Source organism: Algoriphagus faecimaris, from assembly GCF_900101705.1.
GTDB classification, from domain to species: Bacteria; Bacteroidota; Bacteroidia; order Cytophagales; family Cyclobacteriaceae; genus Algoriphagus; species Algoriphagus faecimaris.
The window spans coordinates 31,927-54,065 of the sequence record NZ_FNAC01000015.1 but is presented as its reverse complement, the minus strand read 5'-3'; the positions used below and the strand labels follow the sequence as shown (position 1 = coordinate 54,065).

18 protein-coding genes are annotated in these 22,139 nt (G+C 39.5%); 10 read left to right on the top strand and 8 right to left on the bottom strand.

Features of this window, described 5'->3' with window-relative positions; all coding sequences use genetic code 11:
- Nucleotides 1-183: 183 nt before the first annotated feature.
- From BLQ57_RS09730 to BLQ57_RS09710, 4 genes are all read left to right on the top strand, one after another.
- The gene (locus tag BLQ57_RS09730) at nt 184-558 is read left to right on the top strand and encodes a BlaI/MecI/CopY family transcriptional regulator (RefSeq protein ID WP_087939074.1); all 375 of its coding nucleotides are present in this window, start codon (nt 184-186) and stop codon (nt 556-558) included.
- Nucleotides 555-1,829, top strand: a complete 1,275-nt coding sequence (locus BLQ57_RS09725) for a M56 family metallopeptidase (protein WP_087939075.1) — start codon at nt 555-557, stop codon at nt 1,827-1,829. Before BLQ57_RS09730 ends, BLQ57_RS09725 begins: the two co-directional genes overlap by 4 nt.
- A gap of 371 nt (nt 1,830-2,200) precedes the next feature.
- Entirely contained in the window at nt 2,201-2,749 is a 549-nt protein-coding gene (locus tag BLQ57_RS09715) for an RNA polymerase sigma factor (protein WP_087939077.1), read from the top strand.
- The gene (locus BLQ57_RS09710; RefSeq protein WP_087939078.1) at nt 2,736-4,076 is read left to right on the top strand and encodes a hypothetical protein; all 1,341 of its coding nucleotides are present in this window, start codon (nt 2,736-2,738) and stop codon (nt 4,074-4,076) included. The genes BLQ57_RS09715 and BLQ57_RS09710 overlap by 14 nt, the downstream gene beginning before the upstream one ends.
- A 208-nt stretch (nt 4,077-4,284) precedes the next feature.
- On the opposite strand, the gene cas6 is transcribed toward BLQ57_RS09710, so the two are convergent.
- From cas6 to BLQ57_RS09685, 5 genes are all read right to left on the bottom strand, one after another.
- Entirely contained in the window at nt 4,285-5,184 is a 900-nt protein-coding gene (cas6, locus tag BLQ57_RS09705; protein WP_087939079.1) for a CRISPR-associated endoribonuclease Cas6, read from the bottom strand.
- Nucleotides 5,185-5,284: 100 nt separating this feature from the next.
- Nucleotides 5,285-6,382, bottom strand: coding sequence for a redox-regulated ATPase YchF (gene ychF, locus BLQ57_RS09700; protein ID WP_087939080.1), 1,098 nt, complete (start codon nt 6,380-6,382; stop codon nt 5,285-5,287).
- Nucleotides 6,383-7,477, bottom strand: a complete 1,095-nt coding sequence (locus BLQ57_RS09695) for an AI-2E family transporter (protein ID WP_087939081.1) — start codon at nt 7,475-7,477, stop codon at nt 6,383-6,385.
- An 81-nt stretch (nt 7,478-7,558) separates the two neighbouring features.
- The gene (locus BLQ57_RS09690) at nt 7,559-7,888 is read right to left on the bottom strand and encodes a DUF3276 family protein (protein WP_087939082.1); all 330 of its coding nucleotides are present in this window, start codon (nt 7,886-7,888) and stop codon (nt 7,559-7,561) included.
- A 170-nt stretch (nt 7,889-8,058) separates the two neighbouring features.
- Nucleotides 8,059-8,406 carry a 4Fe-4S dicluster domain-containing protein gene (locus tag BLQ57_RS09685; protein ID WP_087939083.1) on the bottom strand — a complete coding sequence of 116 codons (348 nt, stop codon included), beginning with the start codon at nt 8,404-8,406 and terminating at the stop codon, nt 8,059-8,061.
- Between the two features lie 126 nt (nt 8,407-8,532).
- Between BLQ57_RS09685 and BLQ57_RS09680 the strand changes: the two genes are divergently transcribed.
- Complete coding sequence (locus BLQ57_RS09680; protein WP_087939084.1) at nt 8,533-9,549, top strand: acyl-CoA reductase; 1,017 nt, start codon at nt 8,533-8,535, stop codon at nt 9,547-9,549.
- Here BLQ57_RS09680 and BLQ57_RS09675 read toward each other — a convergent pair whose 3' ends face one another.
- Nucleotides 9,550-11,304 (bottom strand): sensor histidine kinase, encoded by a 1,755-nt coding sequence (locus BLQ57_RS09675; RefSeq protein ID WP_087939085.1) that lies wholly within the window; start codon nt 11,302-11,304, stop codon nt 9,550-9,552.
- A gap of 103 nt (nt 11,305-11,407) precedes the next feature.
- Between BLQ57_RS09675 and BLQ57_RS09670 the strand changes: the two genes are divergently transcribed.
- From BLQ57_RS09670 to BLQ57_RS09650, 5 genes are all read left to right on the top strand, one after another.
- On the top strand, nt 11,408-12,715 hold the full coding sequence (locus BLQ57_RS09670; protein WP_087939086.1) for a TIGR00366 family protein: 1,308 nt from the start codon (nt 11,408-11,410) through the stop codon (nt 12,713-12,715).
- A 140-nt stretch (nt 12,716-12,855) separates the two neighbouring features.
- Nucleotides 12,856-15,117, top strand: coding sequence for an aconitate hydratase (locus BLQ57_RS09665; RefSeq protein ID WP_087939087.1), 2,262 nt, complete (start codon nt 12,856-12,858; stop codon nt 15,115-15,117).
- Nucleotides 15,118-15,271: 154 nt separating this feature from the next.
- Entirely contained in the window at nt 15,272-15,847 is a 576-nt protein-coding gene (locus tag BLQ57_RS09660; protein WP_139162705.1) for a hypothetical protein, read from the top strand.
- 441 nt (nt 15,848-16,288) lie between these two features.
- Nucleotides 16,289-16,969, top strand: a complete 681-nt coding sequence (locus BLQ57_RS09655; protein ID WP_087939089.1) for a DUF2490 domain-containing protein — start codon at nt 16,289-16,291, stop codon at nt 16,967-16,969.
- Nucleotides 16,970-17,204: 235 nt separating this feature from the next.
- On the top strand, nt 17,205-20,108 hold the full coding sequence (locus tag BLQ57_RS09650) for an ATP-binding protein (protein ID WP_087939090.1): 2,904 nt from the start codon (nt 17,205-17,207) through the stop codon (nt 20,106-20,108).
- Here the strand turns inward: BLQ57_RS09650 and BLQ57_RS09645 are convergent.
- Entirely contained in the window at nt 20,096-21,052 is a 957-nt protein-coding gene (locus BLQ57_RS09645) for a tetratricopeptide repeat protein (RefSeq protein ID WP_087939091.1), read from the bottom strand. The genes BLQ57_RS09650 and BLQ57_RS09645 overlap by 13 nt on opposite strands.
- A complete protein-coding gene (locus tag BLQ57_RS09640) occupies nt 21,024-22,118 on the bottom strand; it encodes an AI-2E family transporter (RefSeq protein WP_087939092.1) in 1,095 nt (364 codons plus the stop codon). Before BLQ57_RS09640 ends, BLQ57_RS09645 begins: the two co-directional genes overlap by 29 nt.
- Nucleotides 22,119-22,139: the final 21 nt, after the last annotated feature.

The following is a 22,139-nucleotide window of genomic DNA, read 5'->3' as shown; positions in this document are numbered from 1 at the left end:
TGCTTTGGAGGCTAAATAAGTCAATTGCCTCTCTTTTTAAAGTCTTTAGGTCTTTCTAAAGTAATACCCATCAAGTGGATTTCTAAGCAAAAAATGTTAGAAATTATTTTGACCTTTAAAATATTCTCGTAGATTTACGAAAGAATCATAGTAGTAATAATTAATTCTTAAACACACCACCTTATGAAAGAACTTAGCAATCAAGAAGAAACCATCATGCGCATTTTGTGGAGCCTTGGACAGGGACTAGTACGAGATGTTTTGAATGAGATGGAAGAACCAAAACCTCCATACACTACACTTGCCTCTACGATACGCTTGCTGGAGAGTAAGGGCTATTTGACACACAAGCTGTATGGCAACACACACATGTACATACCTTTGGTTTCTAAGGAAGAGTACAGTAAAAAGAGTATTAATTATATGGTGAAGAATTTCTTCGAAGGGTCAGTGGGTAACTTTCTTTCTTTTATGGTCAAGGAAAAGAACATATCTAAGAAAGAAGTAATAGAATTAGAGAAGATGATCGATGATTATGAGAAGAAAGGTAAAAAATGAGCGGGTTTCTGAATTATCTGATTGAGGGGAGTCTCTGCCTGCTTTTGGGTTGGGGGTTTTACAGGGTTTTTCTGGAAAAGCTAACTTTCTTTGATTGGAACCGAAGCATTCTATTGCTTCTGATGGGAGTAGGGCTGATTGTTCCACTCTTATCTTTCGAAGCTGTAGTGAGCACGGTTTCGCTTACTGAATATACACTCCCATTAGTGGAAGTGGGAAATGGCTCTTTTGAGTCGGGTTTTTCGCTTTCCTGGCAGGAAGCATTGGTATGGATCTATGGTATTGGTTTTTTGGTTTTTCTGGGTAGAATTTTACTAGGAATTGCCAAGCCAATATTTCAGTTACAAATGGTAGAAAAGCTGGAGTATCAAGGAATGAAATTAGCCATTCATCCAAGCTTCGAACCGGCTTCTTTCTTCAATTACATTCTACTCCCGTATTTTGATCCGCAGGATGAAGATCTGCAAAAAATATTATTGCACGAATCAGTTCATGTGTCCAAAAGACACACCTTCGATTTGATTTTACTTCAATTGGTTAAAGCGATCTTTTGGTTTAATCCTGCTGTGTATCTTTTTGAACGATCGCTGAGAGAGGTTCATGAGTATCAAGCAGATCAGGGAGTAACTAGAAACTATTCTCAAATTGATTATTCTAGATTACTCCTTCGATTAATTACTCAAGATCAAGGCTGGCAATTCACTAATAGTTTTAACCAATTTCAAACCAAAAAACGCATAGTTATGATGAATAAAGAAGAATCTAAAAATTTACAGAAAGGCCGATTTTTAATGATTTTGCCTATTCTTGGATTGATGGTATTTGCTTTTTCCTGTGATCAAAATATAGGAGAAGAACCGATCAAGCCTGAAAACATTGTCGAAATAATTGATGAGGATGGCAATGCTGAGTTAAAAGCTATCGAAAATGGCAGAGTGATAGAAATGTCTGCTGATGAGATCTTTGATGTAGTGGAGGATCAACCAAATCCTGCAGGAGGGATGCAAGGATGGAACCAGTATCTTTCTTCAAATCTTGTCTATCCCGAGCAGGCAAAGAAAGAAGGAGTAGAAGGAACAGTTATAGTTGTCTTTGTAATCAATACGGATGGCTCTATTCAAGATGTAGATATTTTAAGAGGTATAGGAGCCGGCTGTGATGAAGCAGCGATTAGAGTTGTTCAAAATGCACCTAACTGGGAGCCTGGCAAACAGCGGGGAAGAGAAGTTCGTACTAGAATGCGACTACCAATCCGTTTTAAGTTAAGTTAAGTTAAATTTGATTATAGGTTTTAATTTTGAATACGAAAATCTCCTCAATCGTTTGGGGGGATTTTTGTTTTTTACAAATTCAATGAAAGATAATTTTGAGATTTTTTTAAGCACTTTGTAGCATTCTTCACCCTCTCAGCGTCCTTATTTAAAACAGGCTATGAATAAGTTTTTCAGCGGCGTCCTTTTGATTTTCTTTTGCAGTTTTGCTTGGCAGCTGGGTCATCAAAAAAACGAGAGAATCAAGCGTGGCCCTATGGAAAATGATTTGCCTTGTCAGACAAAAGAGGAATTATCAGTAGAGGGTAACCGAAAACTAGAACTTGGCCGTTTGAATAGTAATAATTCCCCAAATCCTTGAATCGAAGCACTTGAACTGGTCAGATGAAGAGCTGATTGCCGGTTGCAAACGGAAATCAGCAAAGCATGAAGAAGTTTTTTTTAAGCGATACTATGGCTATGTCATGGGAATCTGTCTGTCCTATGCCAAAGACCGTGATTTGGCTCAGGAGATAGTCAATGACAGCTTTCTTAAATTTTTCTCTTCCATCAAGAGCTTTGAGGAGTTTCAATCGGTAAAATCTTGGCTTCGGCGGATTACAGTAAATACAGCAATAGATTTCTATAGAAAGAATAAGCGTTTCCAAGATCAACTTGCGATAGAAGATCAAGTCGATATCTTTCACGAAGTCGGCGCTTTGTCCTCACTGGCCTTTGAGGATTTGATGCGTTTGATTCACCAGTTACCGGCTGATCATCGATTAGTATTTAATCTTTACGAAGTAGAAGGATACAGTCATCGGGAGATTGCCGAAAAAATGAAAATTACCGAAAGTTCTTCCCGGGTTTATTTGGCTCGGGCAAAAGCGAGGCTTCGGGATTTAGTACAATTTCACCTGAAGGAATATGCAGGAAGATAAAATAAGTAAAATCATTGCTAAACGGCTGAAACAAGCCCAGGAGTCCCAAAACATGCCTTATGATTTGGATGCATGGGAGACTTTTCAGCGGAGGCGTAGCCATGCCAAAAACTCAAAGATAACTTGGTGGCTTAGCGGGATTGCTGCCTCGCTTCTTGTAGGGGTGCTGAGTATGGCGTATTTCTATGATGGAGATCAAGACAGCTCTAAGTTAGGTCCCGAAAATGGACTTGCTGACTCAGGTCAGATAAAGAGTCCTGAGTCTAATCAGATCAAGGAATCAGATGAGAATAATATTTTGGTACCAAATACTTCTAATGAATTAATAGAGAAAAGTAATGAGGAAAAAACTCCATTTCCTACACTTGCCCAACTAGCGAGTGAAGAGAAGTACGAGTCCGGTTTAGAGCAAATGAAACAAAATGATCTCGGAATGTTGACTGCAAAAGCCGAATCAGAACAAGGTCAGGGAAAAGTATCCGCGAAGGTGTCAATTGATCAAGAATGGATTCCTTTGGCTAATTCTAAGCGGGGATTTGATTTAATGGGCAAGGAAAAGCCGATTTCTTCAAAGGAATTTTTTACAACATTAGGATTGAAATCAATTGAGGAAGTAGGTAATAGTAAAATAGAATTTGATTTTCCTGAGGTCGAGCCTAGAAAAGCTAAAATCTCTCTGGGACTAGGAGTAAGCCCGAGTTTTGGGGCCGCTCAGCAAAATGGTAATACTACGGCTAGTTCTTCCTTGGGCATGGGTTTTCTAGTCGCAATGGACTTACCGGGAAAGTTGATAGTAGGTTCAGGTCTCGGAGTTAATTTGTTTAATCAACAGAATCAATTGGAATCTTCTCCCTCGGTAGCCTTTGCTTCCAGTATTTCACCGATTCAAGAGCAGTTGCTAGTAAGACAGACTCAACTGGAAGTACCCGTTTACTTTCAATATCCGCTGACTACCAATGAGTCTGTTTCTCTTCAGGCAGGGTTTTCTAATTTCTACGCCCTCAGTGAAGTGGCCGAACTGGAATCTTCTTTTTCTCGTCAAGTACCTGTTTCTGGACAAGATGCATTACTGACCAATAGTTTTCAGCTTAGAAGCGAATCGGTAGTGCAGACTCAAAGTTTAGCTACTACTGAAGGTAAGTTTTATCCTTTTGCGACCATGAATTTCGGATTAAATCTTCGGGTGCTTCAGTCCGATAACACATCTTATATCTTGATGCCCTTCTACCATCTCCCTGTCAATCAATTTACCGGTTTTGGAGATAATCCCAGTTTTTTCGGAGCTTCTTTTAAAGTTCGGTTTGGAAGTGTGGGAGAGAAGAAATAGTGAATAGCCATCTTGATAGGGGCTATGATCAAAATAAATAATTGGAATCGGGCACAATGTAAGCGACATACACTGGGATGGATGTTTGTAAAATGTACAAGTGCCCTTCCCGACTTAAAGCGCGGGACAAGTTATGACCTCCAAAAAACAAATTATAATCAGATTAAAAAAGACAAAAAAAAATCCCCTTACTCAAGGGGATTTTTTTTTAATCTTCGGATTGACTTTCTTCTGTGCTTTCTCCACCTTCTGATTCGGTGGGAGCTACATTTTGTCTGATTCTCTCGGTTGGTCTATAAGGAACAAAACCTTCACGCTTAAACTTGTAGGAGGTTGTCCTATTACCCGATGGATGGTTTGCTAAATCTAGCATTCCAAAGCCTTTGTGGGTGAACGCTCCTAGACCACATTTGAATACGAAGTCTTGAACTTCCGGTGCGGCATACAAAGTAAATGGAAGGGTGTATCCTCTTACTTCGTATTTGACATCCATGTCATAGACAGCATAAATTCTAGCAAATTTTTTCTGCTGTTCTTTTAGCTTATTGACATAGACCATGTCCGGCACTACTTGGAACTTGTAGAAGGACTCCATTTGCTCTGGGGTGTACCAGCCGGAGCGCTCCATACGTGTCAAGGTAGATTCGTATAATAAATCAGAGAATTCATCGCTATCAGGGCTGATGAATCTTTTGCCAATTTCCTCGTTAAATGCGGGGGTGATTAATACAAGGGGGGAAATACAAACAAACTTGTTTGAAGTTTCCAACTCAGGCTCATTCTCCAGTTCAGTATATTCTGGAGACATGATTAGATTTCCCAATTCAATTTTAGGAGTAGCAAACACCTGCTCAAGCAAGTAATCCATGAATTCTTCGCTTTGAGAAGAAAGCACGAGGGTTACCAAGCTGGAGTAATAGTGCAGACCACTTCTACTCACCTTCGTCTGTCCTTTGAGGCCAGAGAAGTTGAAGTAATTGTAGTTGAAGAATTCCTCACGACCTCCTTTGACGATCAGTCCTTTGAGGAACTGAGCCAGAATGTACTGATGATGGAAAGGCAAATATGAGCCTTTGTTCTTTAGTGAAAATATAAGTCTAACTCTCACGGTTTTTTAAAAATAAAATGAGACATTAATTAAATCAAAATACGATACGTAATTTTGGGTGGATAAGCAATGGCAAAAGTACGATTTTTTTTATTATACATCAAACATTAAATCTAAAATGCATAATGTCACCGTCTTTGACGATGTACTCTTTGCCTTCGATTGCTATCTTTCCGTTTTCTCTACAACCCGCTTCGGTCTTGAATTGTTGGTAATCTGGCAATTTTATTACTTCGGCTTTGATAAATCCACGTTCAAAATCAGTATGAATCACACCTGCTGCCTGAGGAGCTTTCCACCCTTTTTTAATTGTCCATGCCCTCACTTCTTGTACACCTGCAGTAAAATAGGTAATTAGGTCTAATAGCGAATAAGCACCAGCAATTAATTTATTAAGTCCACTTTCTTCTAATCCATACTCAGAAAGGAACATCTCTTTTTCCTCAAGATCCTCAAATTCGGCAATTTGGCTTTCTATGGCAGCACAGAGAACGATGACCTCTGCATTTTCTTCAGCTACTTTATTACGAAGTTGGTCTACATAGCTGTTTCCTGTCAAAATGCTAGATTCATCTACGTTGGCCACGTATAAGACAGGCTTGATCGTGAGTAGGTGTAGGTCACGGACGGCCTCTAGATCTTCTTTTTCAGCTTCGATGGCTCGTGCATTTAGGCCTGACTGTAGCCCTCCTTTAAACCTTTGCAAGGTTTCTAATTCTCTTTTTGCCTTAGCATCCCCGGATTTCGCAATTTTTTCAATGCGTTGGATTTTTTTGTCTATGGATTCCAAGTCCTTCAGTTGGAGCTCTGTATCGATGACTTCCTTGTCAAAAATCGGGTCTACACCTCCGGCTACATGGACAATATTATCATCTTCGAAACAGCGAATCACATGGATGATTGCATCCACTTCCCTGATATTCGCCAGAAATTTATTTCCCAAGCCTTCTCCCTTACTTGCTCCTTTTACTAGGCCAGCAATATCTACAAATTCGATTACAGTAGGTAAAACTCGATGAGGATTGACAAGGTCAGAAAGGATTTTAAGACGTTTATCGGGTACGGTGACTACTCCTACATTAGGTTCGATAGTGCAAAAAGGAAAATTAGCAGCTTCCGCTTTTGCAGAGGAAAGTGCATTAAACAAGGTGGACTTTCCCACATTTGGGAGTCCCACAATGCCACATTGTAAAGCCATTTAATTTGTAGATTTGATTTTAAATATTCGATACGATTTGTACCCTTTAAAGAATTCTAAGACAGAAACTCTAAAGATGGTATAAACCGGTATGGCGAAGATCATTCCTAGAACCCCGGCGATTTTTGCCCCCGCAAAGATAACAACAAAAATTTCAAGGGGATGTGCTTTTACGGTTTTCGAGAAAATCAATGGCTGAAGGAGGATATTGTCCGTTAATTGGACCACCCCAAATACCATCAATATCTTGATCAAAAGATACGTGACTTCGCTTGCTTCGATGAAAATTCCCGTGGAAACCCCAACGATAATACCGAATGTAGCCCCCAAAATAGGACCTGCATAAGGAATAAGGTTGGCCACTGCGGCAAATAATGCAATGGTCAAGGCATATTCTATACCTAAAATACTCAATCCTATACTGGCAATGGTGAAAATGGCTAGCATTTGAAAAAGCAATCCAGATAAGTAATTGGAAAGCAACCTTTCTACTTTGGTGAAAGTGGCTACTGAAAGCTCAAAATAAGGGTTTGGGATCAAATTCAAGAGATTTCTTCGAAGTATCCCATTTTCCAAGAGTAGAAAAAAGGTAATGAAAGCTACCGCCATTAGCCCGATGGCCAAGGTGCTTGTGGTGTCGATGACTTGTCCTATAAAGTTTCCAAAATCAAATCCTGAAACAGCGGAAATGACGTTTTTCTTAAATTCATCAAAGAGAAAACCAGGCTGAGATTCTATCAATTGATAATTCAGGAGAGTTTGCTCCAAATTAGAAATGGGTCTTTGGATTTGTTGGTAAATCCCTTCCAGGTCCAAATTGCTCAGAATTTGAATCTGATTATTGATCAATGGAAAAAATAGAAAACTCACTGTGATCAAAAGTAAGATAATCGCTGAATAGGAAATTAAAATGGCAGTCCATCTCGGGATATGCTGTCCTAATACATGGAAATCATTGAGTCGATTGGTCAATGGCCTAAGCAATGCCGCTAAAATCAAAGACAAAATCAAATAAGAGGTGATATTGGAAAAATACCAGCCAAAGAGCAGAAACGCAGAAATGAATAATATGAGGTAAATAAAGAATCGCTGCATAGCCAAAATAAAAGGAGGTCATTTGACCTCCCCTAAAATACTATTTTAATCTTCTATCAATCAAATTTGAAAGGAGATTGTTTACTCCCATTTCAATTCATCGTCCAATTCATTTTCCGAATCTTCATTGGAGTACTGCTCGAAATCAAAATCCGGCAATAGTTCATTTTTCACATGATCTACACTCTCATTGAGCGCGTCTACGAATTTCAAAAAATCCTCTTTGTAAAGAAAGATTTTATGCTTTTCATAGCTGAAGTTGTCTCCGTTGATTTTACGCTTACTCTCCGTAATCGTCAAGTAATAATCATTGGATCGGGTGGTTTTAATGTCGAAAAAATAGGTTCTTTTTCCTGCTTTTACTTTTTTGGAGAATATTTCATCTCTGTCGTAGCCTCTTCTATCTTCCACAATGCGTAAGGGTTAAATTTGCTGGGGTTTTTATTTTCAAACCAAGATAAGGTAATTCAATTCTAGTTTTCAAGCTAATTCTTGTTTTTTTTCAAGAAATAGTGAAAAACAAGGGATAAATGGTAGAAAATTATAAATGAATGAAAATCTGTGCAAAGAGAGTAAACAAATTACTCTCCGTGCATAAATGATTTTTTAGCAAGTAATTGTTCTTCGGTCTCAGGGTGCTCAGGATCATCCACGCAGCAATCTACCGGACATACAGCAGCACACTGTGGTTCTTCATGAAAACCATTGCACTCTGTACATTTCTCTGTCACGATGTAGTAAAACTCATCCGAAACGGGAGTTTGCTTTTCCGTGGCACTTACTACAGTTCCGTCTTCGAGGGTCACTTCCTTGAGGGCTGTTCCTCCTCCCCAAGTCCATTCTACTCCTCCTTCATATATTGCCGTATTGGGACATTCAGGTTCGCATGCACCGCAATTGATGCATTCGTCAGTGATCATTATTGCCATATCTCAAACTATTTGAACTCAAAAGTAAGAAGCTTCGAAGACTCTGCCAATAAAAAGTTGTCATACTAACTAATTTAAATCAATTCTTACTTTTCTTCTCTCCATTTTCGGTAAATTTGCGTCATTATGACCTTACAAAAAAGACTAGAAGCTTTCGTTAAACTTGGTGAGTTGATTCAGAATTTATCAAATGACAAGAAAGAAGCACTTTTTGATAGAGCCGCTCAGAAAAACAGCTGGTTTACACAAGGTAATTGTGAAGAGGCACTTTCGGGTATTGCTCATCTATTAAATCCAGAAAATCTAAAAACTTGGGTGTCCAAGTATCCGCTAGAAAATGACAGGAATACGCTGAAGGTCGGGATTTTGATGGCAGGCAACATACCTATGGTAGGCTTTCACGATTTGATGACTGTCTTGGTCTCGGGTCATGAAGCTCATGTGAAACTAAGTTCAGCAGATCAGGTTTTGATGACTTGGTTGATCGAGCAAATTATAGCGATTGAGCCTGAATTTGGAAATCGAATTCAGGTCGCCGAAATGCTCAAAGCTAAAGATGCCTACATTGCAACCGGTTCGGATAACTCAGCGCGTTATTTTAATTACTATTTTGGGAAGTACCCTTCAATTATTCGTCAAAACAGGACTTCAGTAGCTATTTTAGACGGGGAAGAATCTGAAGATGATCTTAGAAATCTAGGTAAAGATATCTTCCAATACTTTGGCTTGGGATGTAGAAATGTCTCGAAGATTTTTGTCAAGGAAAAGACACAGCTTCAACAGCTTTTGGCCGTACTTGAAGAATACAAAGAGGTGGCAGAGCATCATAAATACCATAATAACTATGAGTACAACAAATCCATCTACTTGGTAAATAGTGAACCGCATCTTGACAATGGTTTTCTGATTTTAAAGGAGAGTTTAGATTTGGTATCTCCGATAGCTGTGCTTTACTACGAGTTGTATGAAGAAGAAGAACTTCTCCGCAATCGACTTGACGAACTCAAAGACAAGATACAGTGTATTGTTTCTGATCCTCAAAGGCGGGAAGGTGCGATTCACTTTGGAGCAGCTCAATCACCTGATGTTTGGGATTATGCAGACGGGGTTGATACGATGAAGTTTTTGATGGGCTTAGGCTAATCAAGCGGAAGGTAAGTACACCGAAAAAGTAGTTCCAACCTCTTTTTGAGATTTTACTTCGAGCTTGCCATTATTCTTTTTGAGGTAGTCTCTTACTAGGACTAATCCCAGTCCGGTTCCGCTTTCATTGTGAATACCACGCGTGGTAAAGGATATTCCTTCTTTTAGTTTTTTAAGGTTTTGCGCATCTATCCCTGCTCCACTGTCTTGAATATCAATTTTTATGGTATCCTCGCTTAGGCTTGTGGAGATTTTGATCTCACTGTCTCTTTGTGAAAATTTAATCGCGTTGCTTATTAAATTTCGAATAATCAAATCCACCATATTTTTGTCGGCGAAGATTCGATGTTTTTCATGTGACTGAATAGTGATTTTGATTTTATTTTCCTCAGCGATTCTGGTTAAGAGTTTCTTTTGATTTTCTAGCAAAGGGTAGAGGTCAAAGGCTACCGCTTCCACAAATTCCCCACGAAGCTGAGAGCTTGCCCATGCCAAAAGATTTTCTAAAAGTATGGATACCTGTTCCATATTTTTGGATACTTCAGGCAACATTTCCATGAATTCATCTTTGCTGATTAGGCCTTGCTCGGTCATATTGATCAGCTCTTTGACACCAAAAATAGGTCCTTTCAAATCGTGGGAGATAATGCTGAAAAATTTATCTTTTAATTCGTTGAGCTGTTTTAAGTCCTGTGCCTGATCACGTAGTTGCTGATTGACCTGTGTAGCAATCGTGATATCTTCAAAAAGCAAAATCGTACCTCCGAGGATCGACTTTTTATCCAAAATCGGAATCATTTCGATTTTAATAATCAATGAATTTGATGCTTTCGTAGAAGTAATAGTGATTGTATTTTGAACGCCTTTTGTAATCAATTGAAGAATCTCCTCCTTTTCTTTAAAAATATCAGTGGCTAAAGCTCCAATTTTGATCTTTTCGGGAACCGCACAAAATTTGCGTGAGGCGGGATTAAAGTCTACCACTTTGTTTTTTGCATCGAAGACCAACACACCTCGTGGGATGCTTGCCATGATTTTGGTGTGGGCAATGGGCTTGATACTAAAAAGATTATATCTCAAGATAGCGAAACCCATTACCAAATAGGTGAAGATAAAAGCGTAAGGTGTGAGATCAATTCCTTCGTAGGGTTTGATGATCCCAAGTTGGTAAATGAGGTTGAAGACTAAAGGGAAAATTCCTGCTGCTATGATAAATTTCGTCTGAGTTTTGAACAAAGGATCAGCAAACTGGAATCTTTTCCAAAGAATCACAGTCCCTAATAAGAAGGCGATGTAGGAGTAAATGGTATGCACCAAGTACCAAGGCCCAATTTCAATCCCTAAAACAGGAAATGGTCCAGAGGCAATCACCCAAGTATCAGCATAATGTAATTGATGGCTTTCATTGGTAAGTACTAAGAAAAAAGTAATTATGGGTATGACAAATGTCAAAATAAAGATCCAACTTTTCCTCCAGCCAGGATAGCCGGTATATCGTAAGGTAAAGATCACCCAAATCGCAGGGGTAAATGAGATGCCTAAGTACTCGAGCTTGATCCAAAACAACATGTCTTCGAGGCTTTTGCTGGAAAGCTCCAAGCCGTAAAAAAAAGACCAAGTAGATACAAAAATCATAGTCAATGAGATCCATCGAGTTGAGTCATTGAGTTTAATGGCTAAAAATGAAGACAAGCCGACCACCACTATACTCGTGAAAATTAAAATGGATGAGAAAAAATTAAGTTCTAATTCCATACACTGGATTTTCGAGCAAATAAATATTTGTAAAGATCAGGGGATTTTATCTACTTCGAATTTAATAATTCTACTCAAAAATCAAACAATTGTTTAGGTAAATTTGAAGTTAAAAAGAAAAACAGGATTCGTCATTTCACCATTCAGTCTGGTTTTGTTCCTGACTGTGCTTTGCTTGGTCTTTTCAGTTCTCATAGTAGAGGATAAGGGGAATAGTCTCAAAGAGAGCATACAGCAAACATTGGGTTTTTGGCAGCAGGGTTTTTTTGGACTTTTGGACTTTACCCTTCAGATGATGATCATCCTGGTCTTTGGCTATGCTTTGGCCATTTATAAGCCGATACATTCAGTTTTGAAAAGGATTGCAAAAACACCAAAAAATGCCTCTCAAGCAGTGTTTTTGACAGCCGGGATTACGATGCTTGCAGGTCTTTTGAACTGGGGTTTTGGATTGATTATCGGGGCTTTGTTGGCGAGGTTTGTTTTTCTGGCCATGGAGGAGAAAGGCGTGAGAAGTGATCCCGTTTTATTGGCCGTGGCGGGCTATCTTGGGATGGCTGTCTGGCATGGAGGATTATCTGCCTCGGCACCGCTGAAGGTGGCAGAAGAAGGTCATTTTCTTCAATCAAAAATAGGGGTGATATCCGTTTCTGATACGATTTTTTCCAGCTTCAATATTTGGGGAAGTGGTGGACTCATATTGGTTTTTTTACTAGTTCTCGGGATTTTAGCCCAAAAAAAGCACAAAAACGACCCTCCTGTTTATTCGCAGCCGCTACGTCCAATAGATGGGAATTCAAAAGAATATACTGGATTCCTGCTAGGTGGAATAATGATCCTTGTAGTGATTAATCAGCTTTTTTATCAGTCAGTATTTAATCTGGGCTTTTTGAATTTAAACATGGTTAACTTTTTACTTTTCGCATCGACGCTGCTCGCTTATCGTGGAGTTAATGAGTTTACTGAGGCAGTTTCTGAGGGCTTAAAAAGTTCTTCAGATATCTTTATTCAGTTTCCTTTTTATGCAGGGATTTTGGGGATGGTAACTCACTCTGGAGTTTTAGAGTCCACAGTAGGTTATTTCATGGATAACTCCTCGTCTTCTGTTTTTCCTGTTTTTGCTTTGGTTTCCTCGGCGGTGGTCAATTTTATGGTTCCCTCTGGTGGAGGTCAATGGGCAGTTCAGGGGCCAATTCTCATGGAAATCAGTGATGCAATGGGTTTGTCTTCATCAAAGACCGTCATGGTTTTTTCTTTAGGAGATCAGATTTCTAATCTTTTACAACCGTTTTGGGCTTTGCCACTTCTGGCTATCACAGGTATAAGTGCCAAGCAATTGCTTAAATATGGGTTTTGGCTTTTTCTTGCTGGATTTAGCTACTTGATGCTATATGTATATTTATTTTTCTAGCTCTTTCATTCGAATAGCTAAAACGGTTTTAAATTAGGATAAAGTCTCTTTTTGATAGGTTGTTTGGTTACTGATTTTGGGACTAAATTTCTATATTTGCACCAAAATTTTGAATCTTTTACTCACCTAAATCCAATAAAATGGCTTTTGATATAGAAATGATCAAGGCGGTATATGCCCGCTTTCCTGAGCGAATCGCCGCTGCCCGCAAGGCAGTGGGTAGACCTTTGACCTTGACAGAGAAAATCCTTTATTCCCACCTTTCCGAAGGAGCAGCTTCTGAAGCTTTTGAAAGAGGAAAATCCTATGTGGATTTCAAGCCTGATCGAGTGGCTATGCAAGATGCTACTGCTCAGATGGCTCTTTTACAGTTTATGCAGGCAGGCAGAGATCAAGTGGCGGTTCCCTCTACGGTGCACTGCGATCACTTGATTCAAGCTGAGGTGGGTGCGGTGAAGGATCTTACCAAAGCAAAAGACAAGAATAGAGAAGTATATGACTTTTTGGCTTCAGTTTCTAATAAATACGGGATTGGATTTTGGAAGCCGGGGGCAGGTATTATTCACCAAGTAGTATTAGAAAACTACGCCTTTCCTGGAGGAATGATGATAGGTACTGATTCTCATACACCGAATGCCGGTGGTCTTGGAATGATCGCGATCGGAGTAGGTGGAGCAGATGCCTGTGATGTGATGGCAGGTTTACCTTGGGAGCTGAAGTTCCCAAAACTCATCGGTGTGAAGCTTACTGGTAAAATGTCAGGCTGGACGGCAGCCAAAGATGTGATTTTGAAAGTTGCAGGTATACTCACCGTGAAGGGTGGTACAGGTGCAGTAGTCGAATATTTTGGTGAAGGGGCAAGATCTCTTTCAGCAACCGGAAAAGGAACCATTTGTAATATGGGAGCTGAAATAGGTGCTACCACTTCAATTTTTGGATATGACGAGAAGTCTGCGGCATACTTAGAAGGCACAGGAAGAGCTGACATTGCAGCCTTAGCTAATGGCATTGCAGCGCATTTGACTGGAGACGATGAGGTTTATGCTAATCCTGAAAGCTATTTTGATCAAGTGATTGAAATCAACCTCTCTGAGCTTGAGCCTCATGTAAATGGTCCATTTACTCCGGATTTGGCTTGGCCAATTTCGAAATTTGCAGCTGCCGTGAAAGAAAATGGATGGCCTGCAAAGCTTGAGGTAGGATTGATCGGCTCATGTACCAACTCTTCTTATGAGGATATCTCAAGAGCAGCTTCATTAGCTCAGCAAGCAGTAGATAAGAAATTGACAGCAAAATCAGAATACACCATTACACCGGGTTCGGAGCAAGTGCGCTACACGGTGGATAGAGATGGATTCCTAGACACATTCGGAAAAATGGGAGGGGTTGTCCTTGCTAATGCTTGTGGACCTTGTATCGGTCAATGGGCCCGTCATGGAGCCGATAAGCAAGAGAAAAATTCCATCATTACATCTTTCAATAGAAACTTTGCTAAAAGGGCTGATGGAAATCCAAATACTCATGCTTTTGTAGCTTCTCCCGAGATTGTAACTGCTTTGGCGATTGCTGGCGATCTGACATTCAACCCGCTTACAGATACCCTTCTAAACGAGGAGGGTCAGGCAGTAAAGTTAGATGAGCCTCAAGGTCTCGAATTACCTACCAAAGGATTTGCTGTAGAGGATGCCGGCTATCAGGCACCCGCAGAGGATGGCTCTACAGTCGATGTGATCGTGGATACAGATTCTGAGCGTTTGCAGCTTTTGGAATCTTTCCCTGCTTGGGAGGGTACCGACCTCAAAGGCCTAAAGTTATTGATTAAAGCGAAAGGAAAATGTACTACTGACCATATTTCTATGGCAGGACCTTGGCTTCGTTTCCGTGGGCATTTGGATAATATCTCCAATAATATGCTCATAGGTGCGGTCAATGCCTTTAACGATGAGACCAACAAAGTTAAAAACCAACTTACAGGTGAGTACGGAGAAGTTCCCGCTACTCAGCGACATTACAAGCAGATGGGAATAGGTACTGTAGTGGTTGGTGATGAAAACTATGGAGAAGGGTCATCTCGTGAGCATGCAGCCATGGAACCAAGATTCCTGGGCGTTCGCGCGATTTTGGTAAAATCCTTTGCTAGAATCCATGAGACCAATTTAAAAAAGCAAGGCATGCTGGGTCTGACCTTTGCTAATCCTGCCGACTATGATAAGGTCTTAGAGGATGATGTCATTGATATTATAGGACTAGAGTCCTTCGCACCGGGAAAGCCGCTGCAAGTAGTTCTACATCATGCAGATGGTAGTACGGATACGATTGAGGTGAATCACACCTACAATCAGGGACAAATTGAATGGTTTAAAGCTGGTTCTGCGTTGAATTTGATCAAAGCAGGAGTTTAATTTCCTTTGTCTAGTAAATATAAACCGCAGCCAAACCGGCTGCGGTTTTTTTTCGTTTTAGCTTTAAAACTATTGATATATCGAAACCATATGAAAAGGTGGAATCATGTTTATTTGCCACAAGAATTATAACAGTCTGAGATTGATACTAAAGATGAGATGTTTCTACATTACCCTATTCAGTTTTATAATAATCGTTCAAGCTCATGCTCAGGTGAAAATCGAGCGGGAAATAAGGGTGAATCAAAGAGATGTGCCCGAGGAAGCGGTGATTTGGTTAGAGGATGCCTTTGAGACTATAAAAAAGCCAAAATGGTATAAGGAGTTTTTCGAAACTGGATTTTCATATGAGGCAAAATTCTACTTAAAGAAGAGGTTTTACAGCGTAGAGTTTGATTCTTTGGGAATGATTGAGGATGTGGAAATAGAGATGGACGAGTCAGAACTTTCTGAGCATGTGAATAAGAATCTTCAGGCTTATTTTAAAGGAAATTACCAGTCTTTTAAAATTGAAAAAATCCAAATCCAGTATACCGGTGATCCAGATGATTTAGAGGATTTTTTTGATGAATCTGAGAAGGAGGGGATTACTACAAGGTATGAAATTGAATACAGAGCAAAACCAAATGATGGAAGTGAGGAAATATGGGAAGGTACTTTTGATCAGGAGGGGAGATTTATTTCTAAGCGGAAAATAGAAATACGAATTACTGATAATTTGATTTTTTGATGAAATCGAGCATGACCCAAAGCGACACACAGTGGTATGCCCCGATGGATTGGGGAATGCTTGCGAAGATTCCTTGTGGCCATTAAAAATCAAATTATAAACACATGAAATCGAGCACGACGCAAACGACACACAGAAGCATGAATGTAAAATGTGCGAGATTCCATCCCGATTTTCGGGACAGGTAGTGGCCATTAAAAATCAAATTATAAACACATGAAATCGAGCATGACGTACCCGTCACACACCGGGATGATTATAATTACGAGATTCTCCCGAATCAAGTTCGGGACAGGCTATCCCGATACTCGGGACAAGTTATGACCGCTAAAAGACAATTATAGACACATGAAATCGAGCATGACGTAGCCGTCACACACTGGTATGATTATAATGCTTGCGAAGATTCCATGTGGCCATTAAAAATCAAATTATAAACACATGAAAAGAAGAATTATAAGTTTTTTGCTTTTTCTGTTTTGTTTTGAAGGGTTTGCACAGGATAAAAACACCTTTTTTACAGGATTTTTCCCGGAGGTGTCTTTTACCAAAAGCCTCCCAAATTCCAATAAACTCAATTTTAAAGTGGAAAATCAGCACGTGATTTTTGACAATAGACTCACAGAACGCCCTCAGTTTGATCATTACAGAACTGATTTTATGTTGTTTCACGATTGGAAACTCAATGCCACCCAAAGTATGGCGTTGGGGGTGTTTCATAGAATTCAAGATGGTGCGAACGGGAATCGGCTGGTACAGCAGTTCGCATTTTTAAATCGGCTGCGCGGACTTCGTATAGCTCACCGTATGAGAACTGACCAGACTTTTACCAGAGGTGAGTCAGTCGAGGTAAGGTTTAGGTATCGCCTGGCCTCAGAATTTCCGCTCAACGGTTCCACTTTGGACCCGGGAGAGGGGTATTTGCTGATCTCAAATGAACCTATTTTCAGTCTTCAGGGAGGAGAGTTCAATCTCGAAAATCGATTGGTTTTATCCTATGGTAAACTCTATGCAAAGAATCAAAAATTAGAATATGCCATTGATTACCGGACAGACGGTTTTTTCAACAATAATTTTAGGACAAGACTATGGCCTAAGATCAGCTATTTTTATAATTTTTAGGCTAGATAGTGCTCAGAAAGTTTTCTTTGATTGAAAATGGGTAAGTGAAAGCCTCTTTGGGTACGCGAGGGACGTAAAATTGAAAGTTTTTTGATTTTTTTATGCATTTTTAATTATTTGAAAAGTAAAAAACTTGTTATGAAATACAAATTGCTGTATGTTTACGAAAATAAATAAAAGGACTGAGTATTCCTTTTATTTTATCATCCAAAACTAGAAACGCAATCATCATTTAATGCAAGATAGGGGTATCAATAGTACTTTTAAAAAGATCATTTACGAGTCATCGGAAATGGTTTTTCTTGCGGATGATACTTTTCCGTACAGCATTTTTTATGGTAATGAAACCTTTGAGGAAAAGATAGGACAAAACCTCAAAGAAAGAACGCTTGTCGGTTTAGGCTTGGATATCAATGCTTATATTTTCAAAGAGGAATTGATACTGAATTATGAGGGGAGGGAATTTGGGTTCAAATTGGAGTTGCCTTCAGACCATTCGGGGAGTTATTACCTTTTTTACAAGGGGAAAGAAATTCGAATGAATGGGTTGCCTCCCAAAAAAGATGTTCAACACTTTTTTAAATCTTCACTTGATCTGATTGCGGTAGGACAGCATGATTTTCTGACCTATGTGAATCATGCTTCCTTGCCTATTTTGGGATATGAGTCTAGCTTTCTTCAGAACACATCACTTTGTAGCTTTATACACGAGGAGGATTTGAATATCCTTAAACCGATTTGGAAATCAAAAGGGGGAGAAGGTAATCTTTCATTTGTAAGGTTTCGATTCAAAGCTAAAGATGGTCAATTCAAACACTTAGACTGCTCGGTGCAATTTACCGAAGATCGATTTTTTATACTGGGTAGAGATGTGTCTGATCGTGCAAATTCAGAACTTGTACGCAAAGGACGTGAAAAGGCACTAAAAAGCTTTTCTTCACTCGGAAATGGAATCTCCTGGGAATTTGACGAAAAAACTGATCGGCTAATTTGGGACACTGAAGAGGGAAATTTCTTTAATGGTCTTGACCAAAGCGAAATTTCAATTCAAATAAAAAATGCAATTCTAGAAAATAAGATTTCTGCTGAGGGCATCTATTTGAATGGAGAGGAACTTAAAGTTTCGGGTGAAAAACTTAAATTAGACTTAGATGAACTTTCCATCTGGGTAGGAATACTCTGGGACGAAAGACCCCTCAAAGCTTTGGAGTCTAAGGGTAGGCTTCATGAAAACCTGATTTTAAATGCTCCTGAGCCGGTTATTATTTCCCGAGGTGACGGTGAAATCTATCTTTGTAATCAAGAAGCTAGGAGGCTTTTTGACTTGCCTTCTAACCAAAAGATTACCCATTTAAAAGATTTGGAGTCTTTTCTAAGCTCTAATCAGGAATGGAAATCCTGGATTCAGTCTACCCTTGAAGAATCAAATACGACGCACTTTTTGAGCGAAGTTCACAATGATTTGGGCCGTGTACATACGATAGAAGTTTCTGCTAATCGATACATCGATGAAGAGGGGACTTTTATATTTTTATCATTTAGAAATATTTCTGAGAAAGTTTCTCTGGAGAAGTCATTAGAAGAGAACAGTAATTTTTTGATGAATCTTACAGAGCAGGTTCCCGGAGGCCTTTACCAATTGGTATTGGATGAGCAGGGTAAAATGAATTTTTCATTCCTTTCTAAAGGTATTGGATCAGTTCTTGGCCTTAAAGAAGAAGAGCTGGCTCAGTTTTCAGATATTTCCATAGCCATTTCCAAGGTTCACCCTTTGGATTTGCCCCAATTGATCATGAGTTCTGTGGCTTCTGCCAAAAAACTGGAACCTTGGCAATGTCAGTTTAGAGTGAAAAATGGAGCTGACCCTAGCGGATATCGGTGGATATTGGGTGCTGCCCGTCCACAAAGCTTAGAAAATGGAGACATGGTCTGGTACGGTTACCTCACGGACATCAGCCATCAGAAAGAGTTTGAATCCAAACTTGATGAAGCTCGTAAAACAGCTGAAAAAGCAAGTCAGATTAAGTCTGATTTCCTGTCCATGATTAGTCATGAGCTCCGAACGCCTCTCAATGCGATATCGGGTTCTGTCTATTCCTTGCGACAAGAAAAGCCTACTGATCAACAGCTTGGCGCTTTGAATACGATCAATTTTGCTGTAGATAATTTGATCATCATGATCAATGACTTACTGGATTTCCAGAAAATCGAAGCAGGAAAACTCACGATAGAAAGCGCTCCTTTTAATTTGAAAGAATTGGTAGAACAAGTGATCAAAGGCCTTTCTTTTCATGCTAAAGACAGTAAAAATAAACTTGAGCTTCACCTATCACCTGGACTTGACGTGACAGTGAAGGGGGATAAGACACGGCTTTCTCAAGTATTGAACAATCTGATCACTAATGCACTGAAGTTCACAAAAGAAGGCGATGTCGATGTCAGTGTGAAAATTGAAGAAAAAGAAGGTGAAAAAGTTAATGTCTATTTTGAAGTAAGGGACACAGGGATAGGAATAGCACCTGAGCATCAAGAGCGAATTTTTAATGATTTTGATCAGGTGAAGCCTACCTTTAGTGCAAAATATGGAGGAACAGGTTTAGGCCTATCTATCACACGCAAGCTACTCAACCTCATGGGGGGATCTATAGGTCTACAGTCAGCAGAGGGAGTAGGAAGTACTTTCTATTTTGATTTAAATTTTGATGTAGTAAAAACAGCCTCGGGTGAAAGTTCGTCCAATAATTCTTTTCAGTCGATGGATTTTTCTTCTCTACACCTGCTGATGGCCGAGGATAATGATGTGAATGCGTTGGTTTTGGGTAAAATCATCAAGAAATGGGGTTATACTTTTGAACGAGTAAAGAACGGTCAGGAAGCTGTCGATGCCATGAAAAATGGAAACTACGACTGTGTTTTGATGGACATTCAAATGCCTGTCATGGATGGTTTTGAAGCCACCAAAGCGATTAAAGAGTTTTCATCCATACCAGTATTGGCGCTTACTGCCGCAGCCAAACTGGAGATTATGGAACAAATCGAAGCCTGTGGCTTTGATGGCTTTGTAGCCAAACCGATTGATGCAGCCGAATTGTTAAAAAAGATTCGAGAGGTAATCTATCTTAAGAATCAGAGCGCTTGAGCCTTCTGATAGTATTCAGTGACAAGTTCCAAATCTGGATAGTTTTCATTTAAATCCTTCAGAAAAGACAAGGCTGATAATTTGTCTCCTGTCATGACATAGTAAATGCCCTTATTTCTCAACGCATAGAGATTGGAATCGTCCATTCTTAAAGACTGATTGATCAACTCTAATCCACCTTCCAAATCATCAAGATAAAGTAAATAAAGTCCCTTATTGTTGTAGAAATAGGGCTGCCTGTTATTCAGCGTTATCGCTTTTTCTACGCTTTCTAGAGCTTTTTTATAGTCTCCCTGATCAAATTCTATCATAGATCGTAGGTTGTAGAGATTGGCTTCAAAAGGGTTGACTTCTTCTGCTGTGACAAGGATTTTTGAAGCCGTTTCCAAATCCTTAAGGTAATAATAGATGGTAGCTTGATTGACTAGAAGATCTGAGTTTTCGGGATCTAGCTCCACTGCTTTCGAAAAGGAAGACAAGGACTGTGGATAGTCTTTTAGTTTTTCGAAGGCCAAGCCTGCTAAAAAGTATCCTTTCCAGAATTCAGGTTCATTTTGTGTAAGGAATACGGCATCTTCCCTTGCCTTGTAGAATTCTCCATTGTCCAAATAGGCTAAACCTCTTTGGAAGTGGGCTTCCCAGTAATTGGGCTGATGGCGAATAGCTTGGCCGAAATCTTCTATTGCTTCCTGAAGTTGGTTTAGCTGTATATGACTAATAGCTTTATTGTACCAAGCGTCGGCATAAGTTGAGTCAAGTTCTAGTGCTTCTTGATAAAAGCCAATGGCTGTTTTAGGATCGTTTTCATCTAATTTTTCATTTCCTTTGAGTAAAAAACGTCCCTTCTTATCCTCAATGCTATCGCAGGAGATGAAGAGGATTAAGGAAAATAAAAGGACATTACTCAGTAAGTGGCTACTCTTTTTCAGGTTTATCCTCATCATTTTCTGATTCTTTTTTTTCTTCGCCCAAAAGTAAGGCATAAGGTTTAGTGGTTTCACTTAACTCGAAAATTTCTCTCAATATTGCCATTGCCGGAATCACGAGTATCATACCTGCCACACCCCATATGGTTCCACCTACCAATAAACCTAAAAAGGTCAGGAAAGCATTCAAATTCACATTTCCACCTACAATTTTTGGAGTCAAAACATTCCCCTCTAGCATTTGGATTAATTGATAAGCTCCTAAAATTGCTATAGGATAAAATAAGCTGTCCTTGGTCAGGAAGGAGTAGGTAACAGGCAAAAGCACACCGAAGAAAGGTCCGACATAAGGAATGATATTCAGAAGAGCACCGATAACTCCAAAGAAGATCGCATGCTTAATTCCCAGAACTGTGTATACAATAATGTTTAATACTGCCAAAATCACCATTACTTTACCTACGCCGACTATGTAGTTTTGAATTACTCTTCTCAAGTTGGCAATTCTTTTTTTGACTAATTCGGGCTCAAAATCCCGATAAATCATAACCATCATGTCTGTCAGATGATAGCGATACAAAAGGAAGAAGAACATGAATACAGGGATTAGTACTAAGCCAGATAAGGAGCCTACTGCATTCATGGCAAAAGTCGAAATACTGCCACTGTTTTCTGTCAATAGATTTTTGATGTACTCAGTATTCGCCTTTTTTCTAGTTTCTGGATCGTATTGGAAGCTTGATTGACTCCATTCATCGAGTTGTTTAGCATAATTGGAAATCTTTCCTGATACGTTATCAAAGTCGCTTGTGAATTCGGCAACATTGGAAATGATAAAGGAAAGTAATCCTCCCACCAATAAAACCATCGCCAAAAGTGAAAAAATCGCCGCGAGAATTCGGGGAAACTTTCTCCTTTCCAGCCAATTGGTTAACGGGGTGAATAAAATAGCAAAGAAACCTCCCAAGAAGAGAGGGATCAATAGCCCTTTTCCAACGATCAAAGCAAAAATCAGAACGATGATAAAAACCATCACTGATAAGGCTTTTAGGTAAGCAGGTAAAATATATCTTTCTTTCGTCATGGCTTAGTAGGGTTACTACAT

Excerpts from the sequence above, each read along its gene's own strand:
- BLQ57_RS09730 (WP_087939074.1), top strand. The coding sequence starts at position 184 with ATGAAAGAACTTAGCAATCAAGAAGAAACCATCATGCGCATTTTGTGG.
- BLQ57_RS09725 (WP_087939075.1), top strand. The coding sequence starts at position 555 with ATGAGCGGGTTTCTGAATTATCTGATTGAGGGGAGTCTCTGCCTGCTT.
- BLQ57_RS09710 (WP_087939078.1), top strand. The coding sequence starts at position 2,736 with ATGCAGGAAGATAAAATAAGTAAAATCATTGCTAAACGGCTGAAACAA.
- ychF (WP_087939080.1), bottom strand. The coding sequence starts at position 6,382 with ATGGCTTTACAATGTGGCATTGTGGGACTCCCAAATGTGGGAAAGTCC.
- BLQ57_RS09695 (WP_087939081.1), bottom strand. The coding sequence starts at position 7,477 with ATGCAGCGATTCTTTATTTACCTCATATTATTCATTTCTGCGTTTCTG.
- BLQ57_RS09685 (WP_087939083.1), bottom strand. The coding sequence starts at position 8,406 with ATGGCAATAATGATCACTGACGAATGCATCAATTGCGGTGCATGCGAA.
- BLQ57_RS09680 (WP_087939084.1), top strand. The coding sequence starts at position 8,533 with ATGACCTTACAAAAAAGACTAGAAGCTTTCGTTAAACTTGGTGAGTTG.
- BLQ57_RS09675 (WP_087939085.1), bottom strand. The coding sequence starts at position 11,304 with ATGGAATTAGAACTTAATTTTTTCTCATCCATTTTAATTTTCACGAGT.
- BLQ57_RS09665 (WP_087939087.1), top strand. The coding sequence starts at position 12,856 with ATGGCTTTTGATATAGAAATGATCAAGGCGGTATATGCCCGCTTTCCT.
- BLQ57_RS09660 (WP_139162705.1), top strand. The coding sequence starts at position 15,272 with ATGAGATGTTTCTACATTACCCTATTCAGTTTTATAATAATCGTTCAA.
- BLQ57_RS09655 (WP_087939089.1), top strand. The coding sequence starts at position 16,289 with ATGAAAAGAAGAATTATAAGTTTTTTGCTTTTTCTGTTTTGTTTTGAA.
- BLQ57_RS09650 (WP_087939090.1), top strand. The coding sequence starts at position 17,205 with ATGCAAGATAGGGGTATCAATAGTACTTTTAAAAAGATCATTTACGAG.
- BLQ57_RS09645 (WP_087939091.1), bottom strand. The coding sequence starts at position 21,052 with ATGATGAGGATAAACCTGAAAAAGAGTAGCCACTTACTGAGTAATGTC.
- BLQ57_RS09640 (WP_087939092.1), bottom strand. The coding sequence starts at position 22,118 with ATGACGAAAGAAAGATATATTTTACCTGCTTACCTAAAAGCCTTATCA.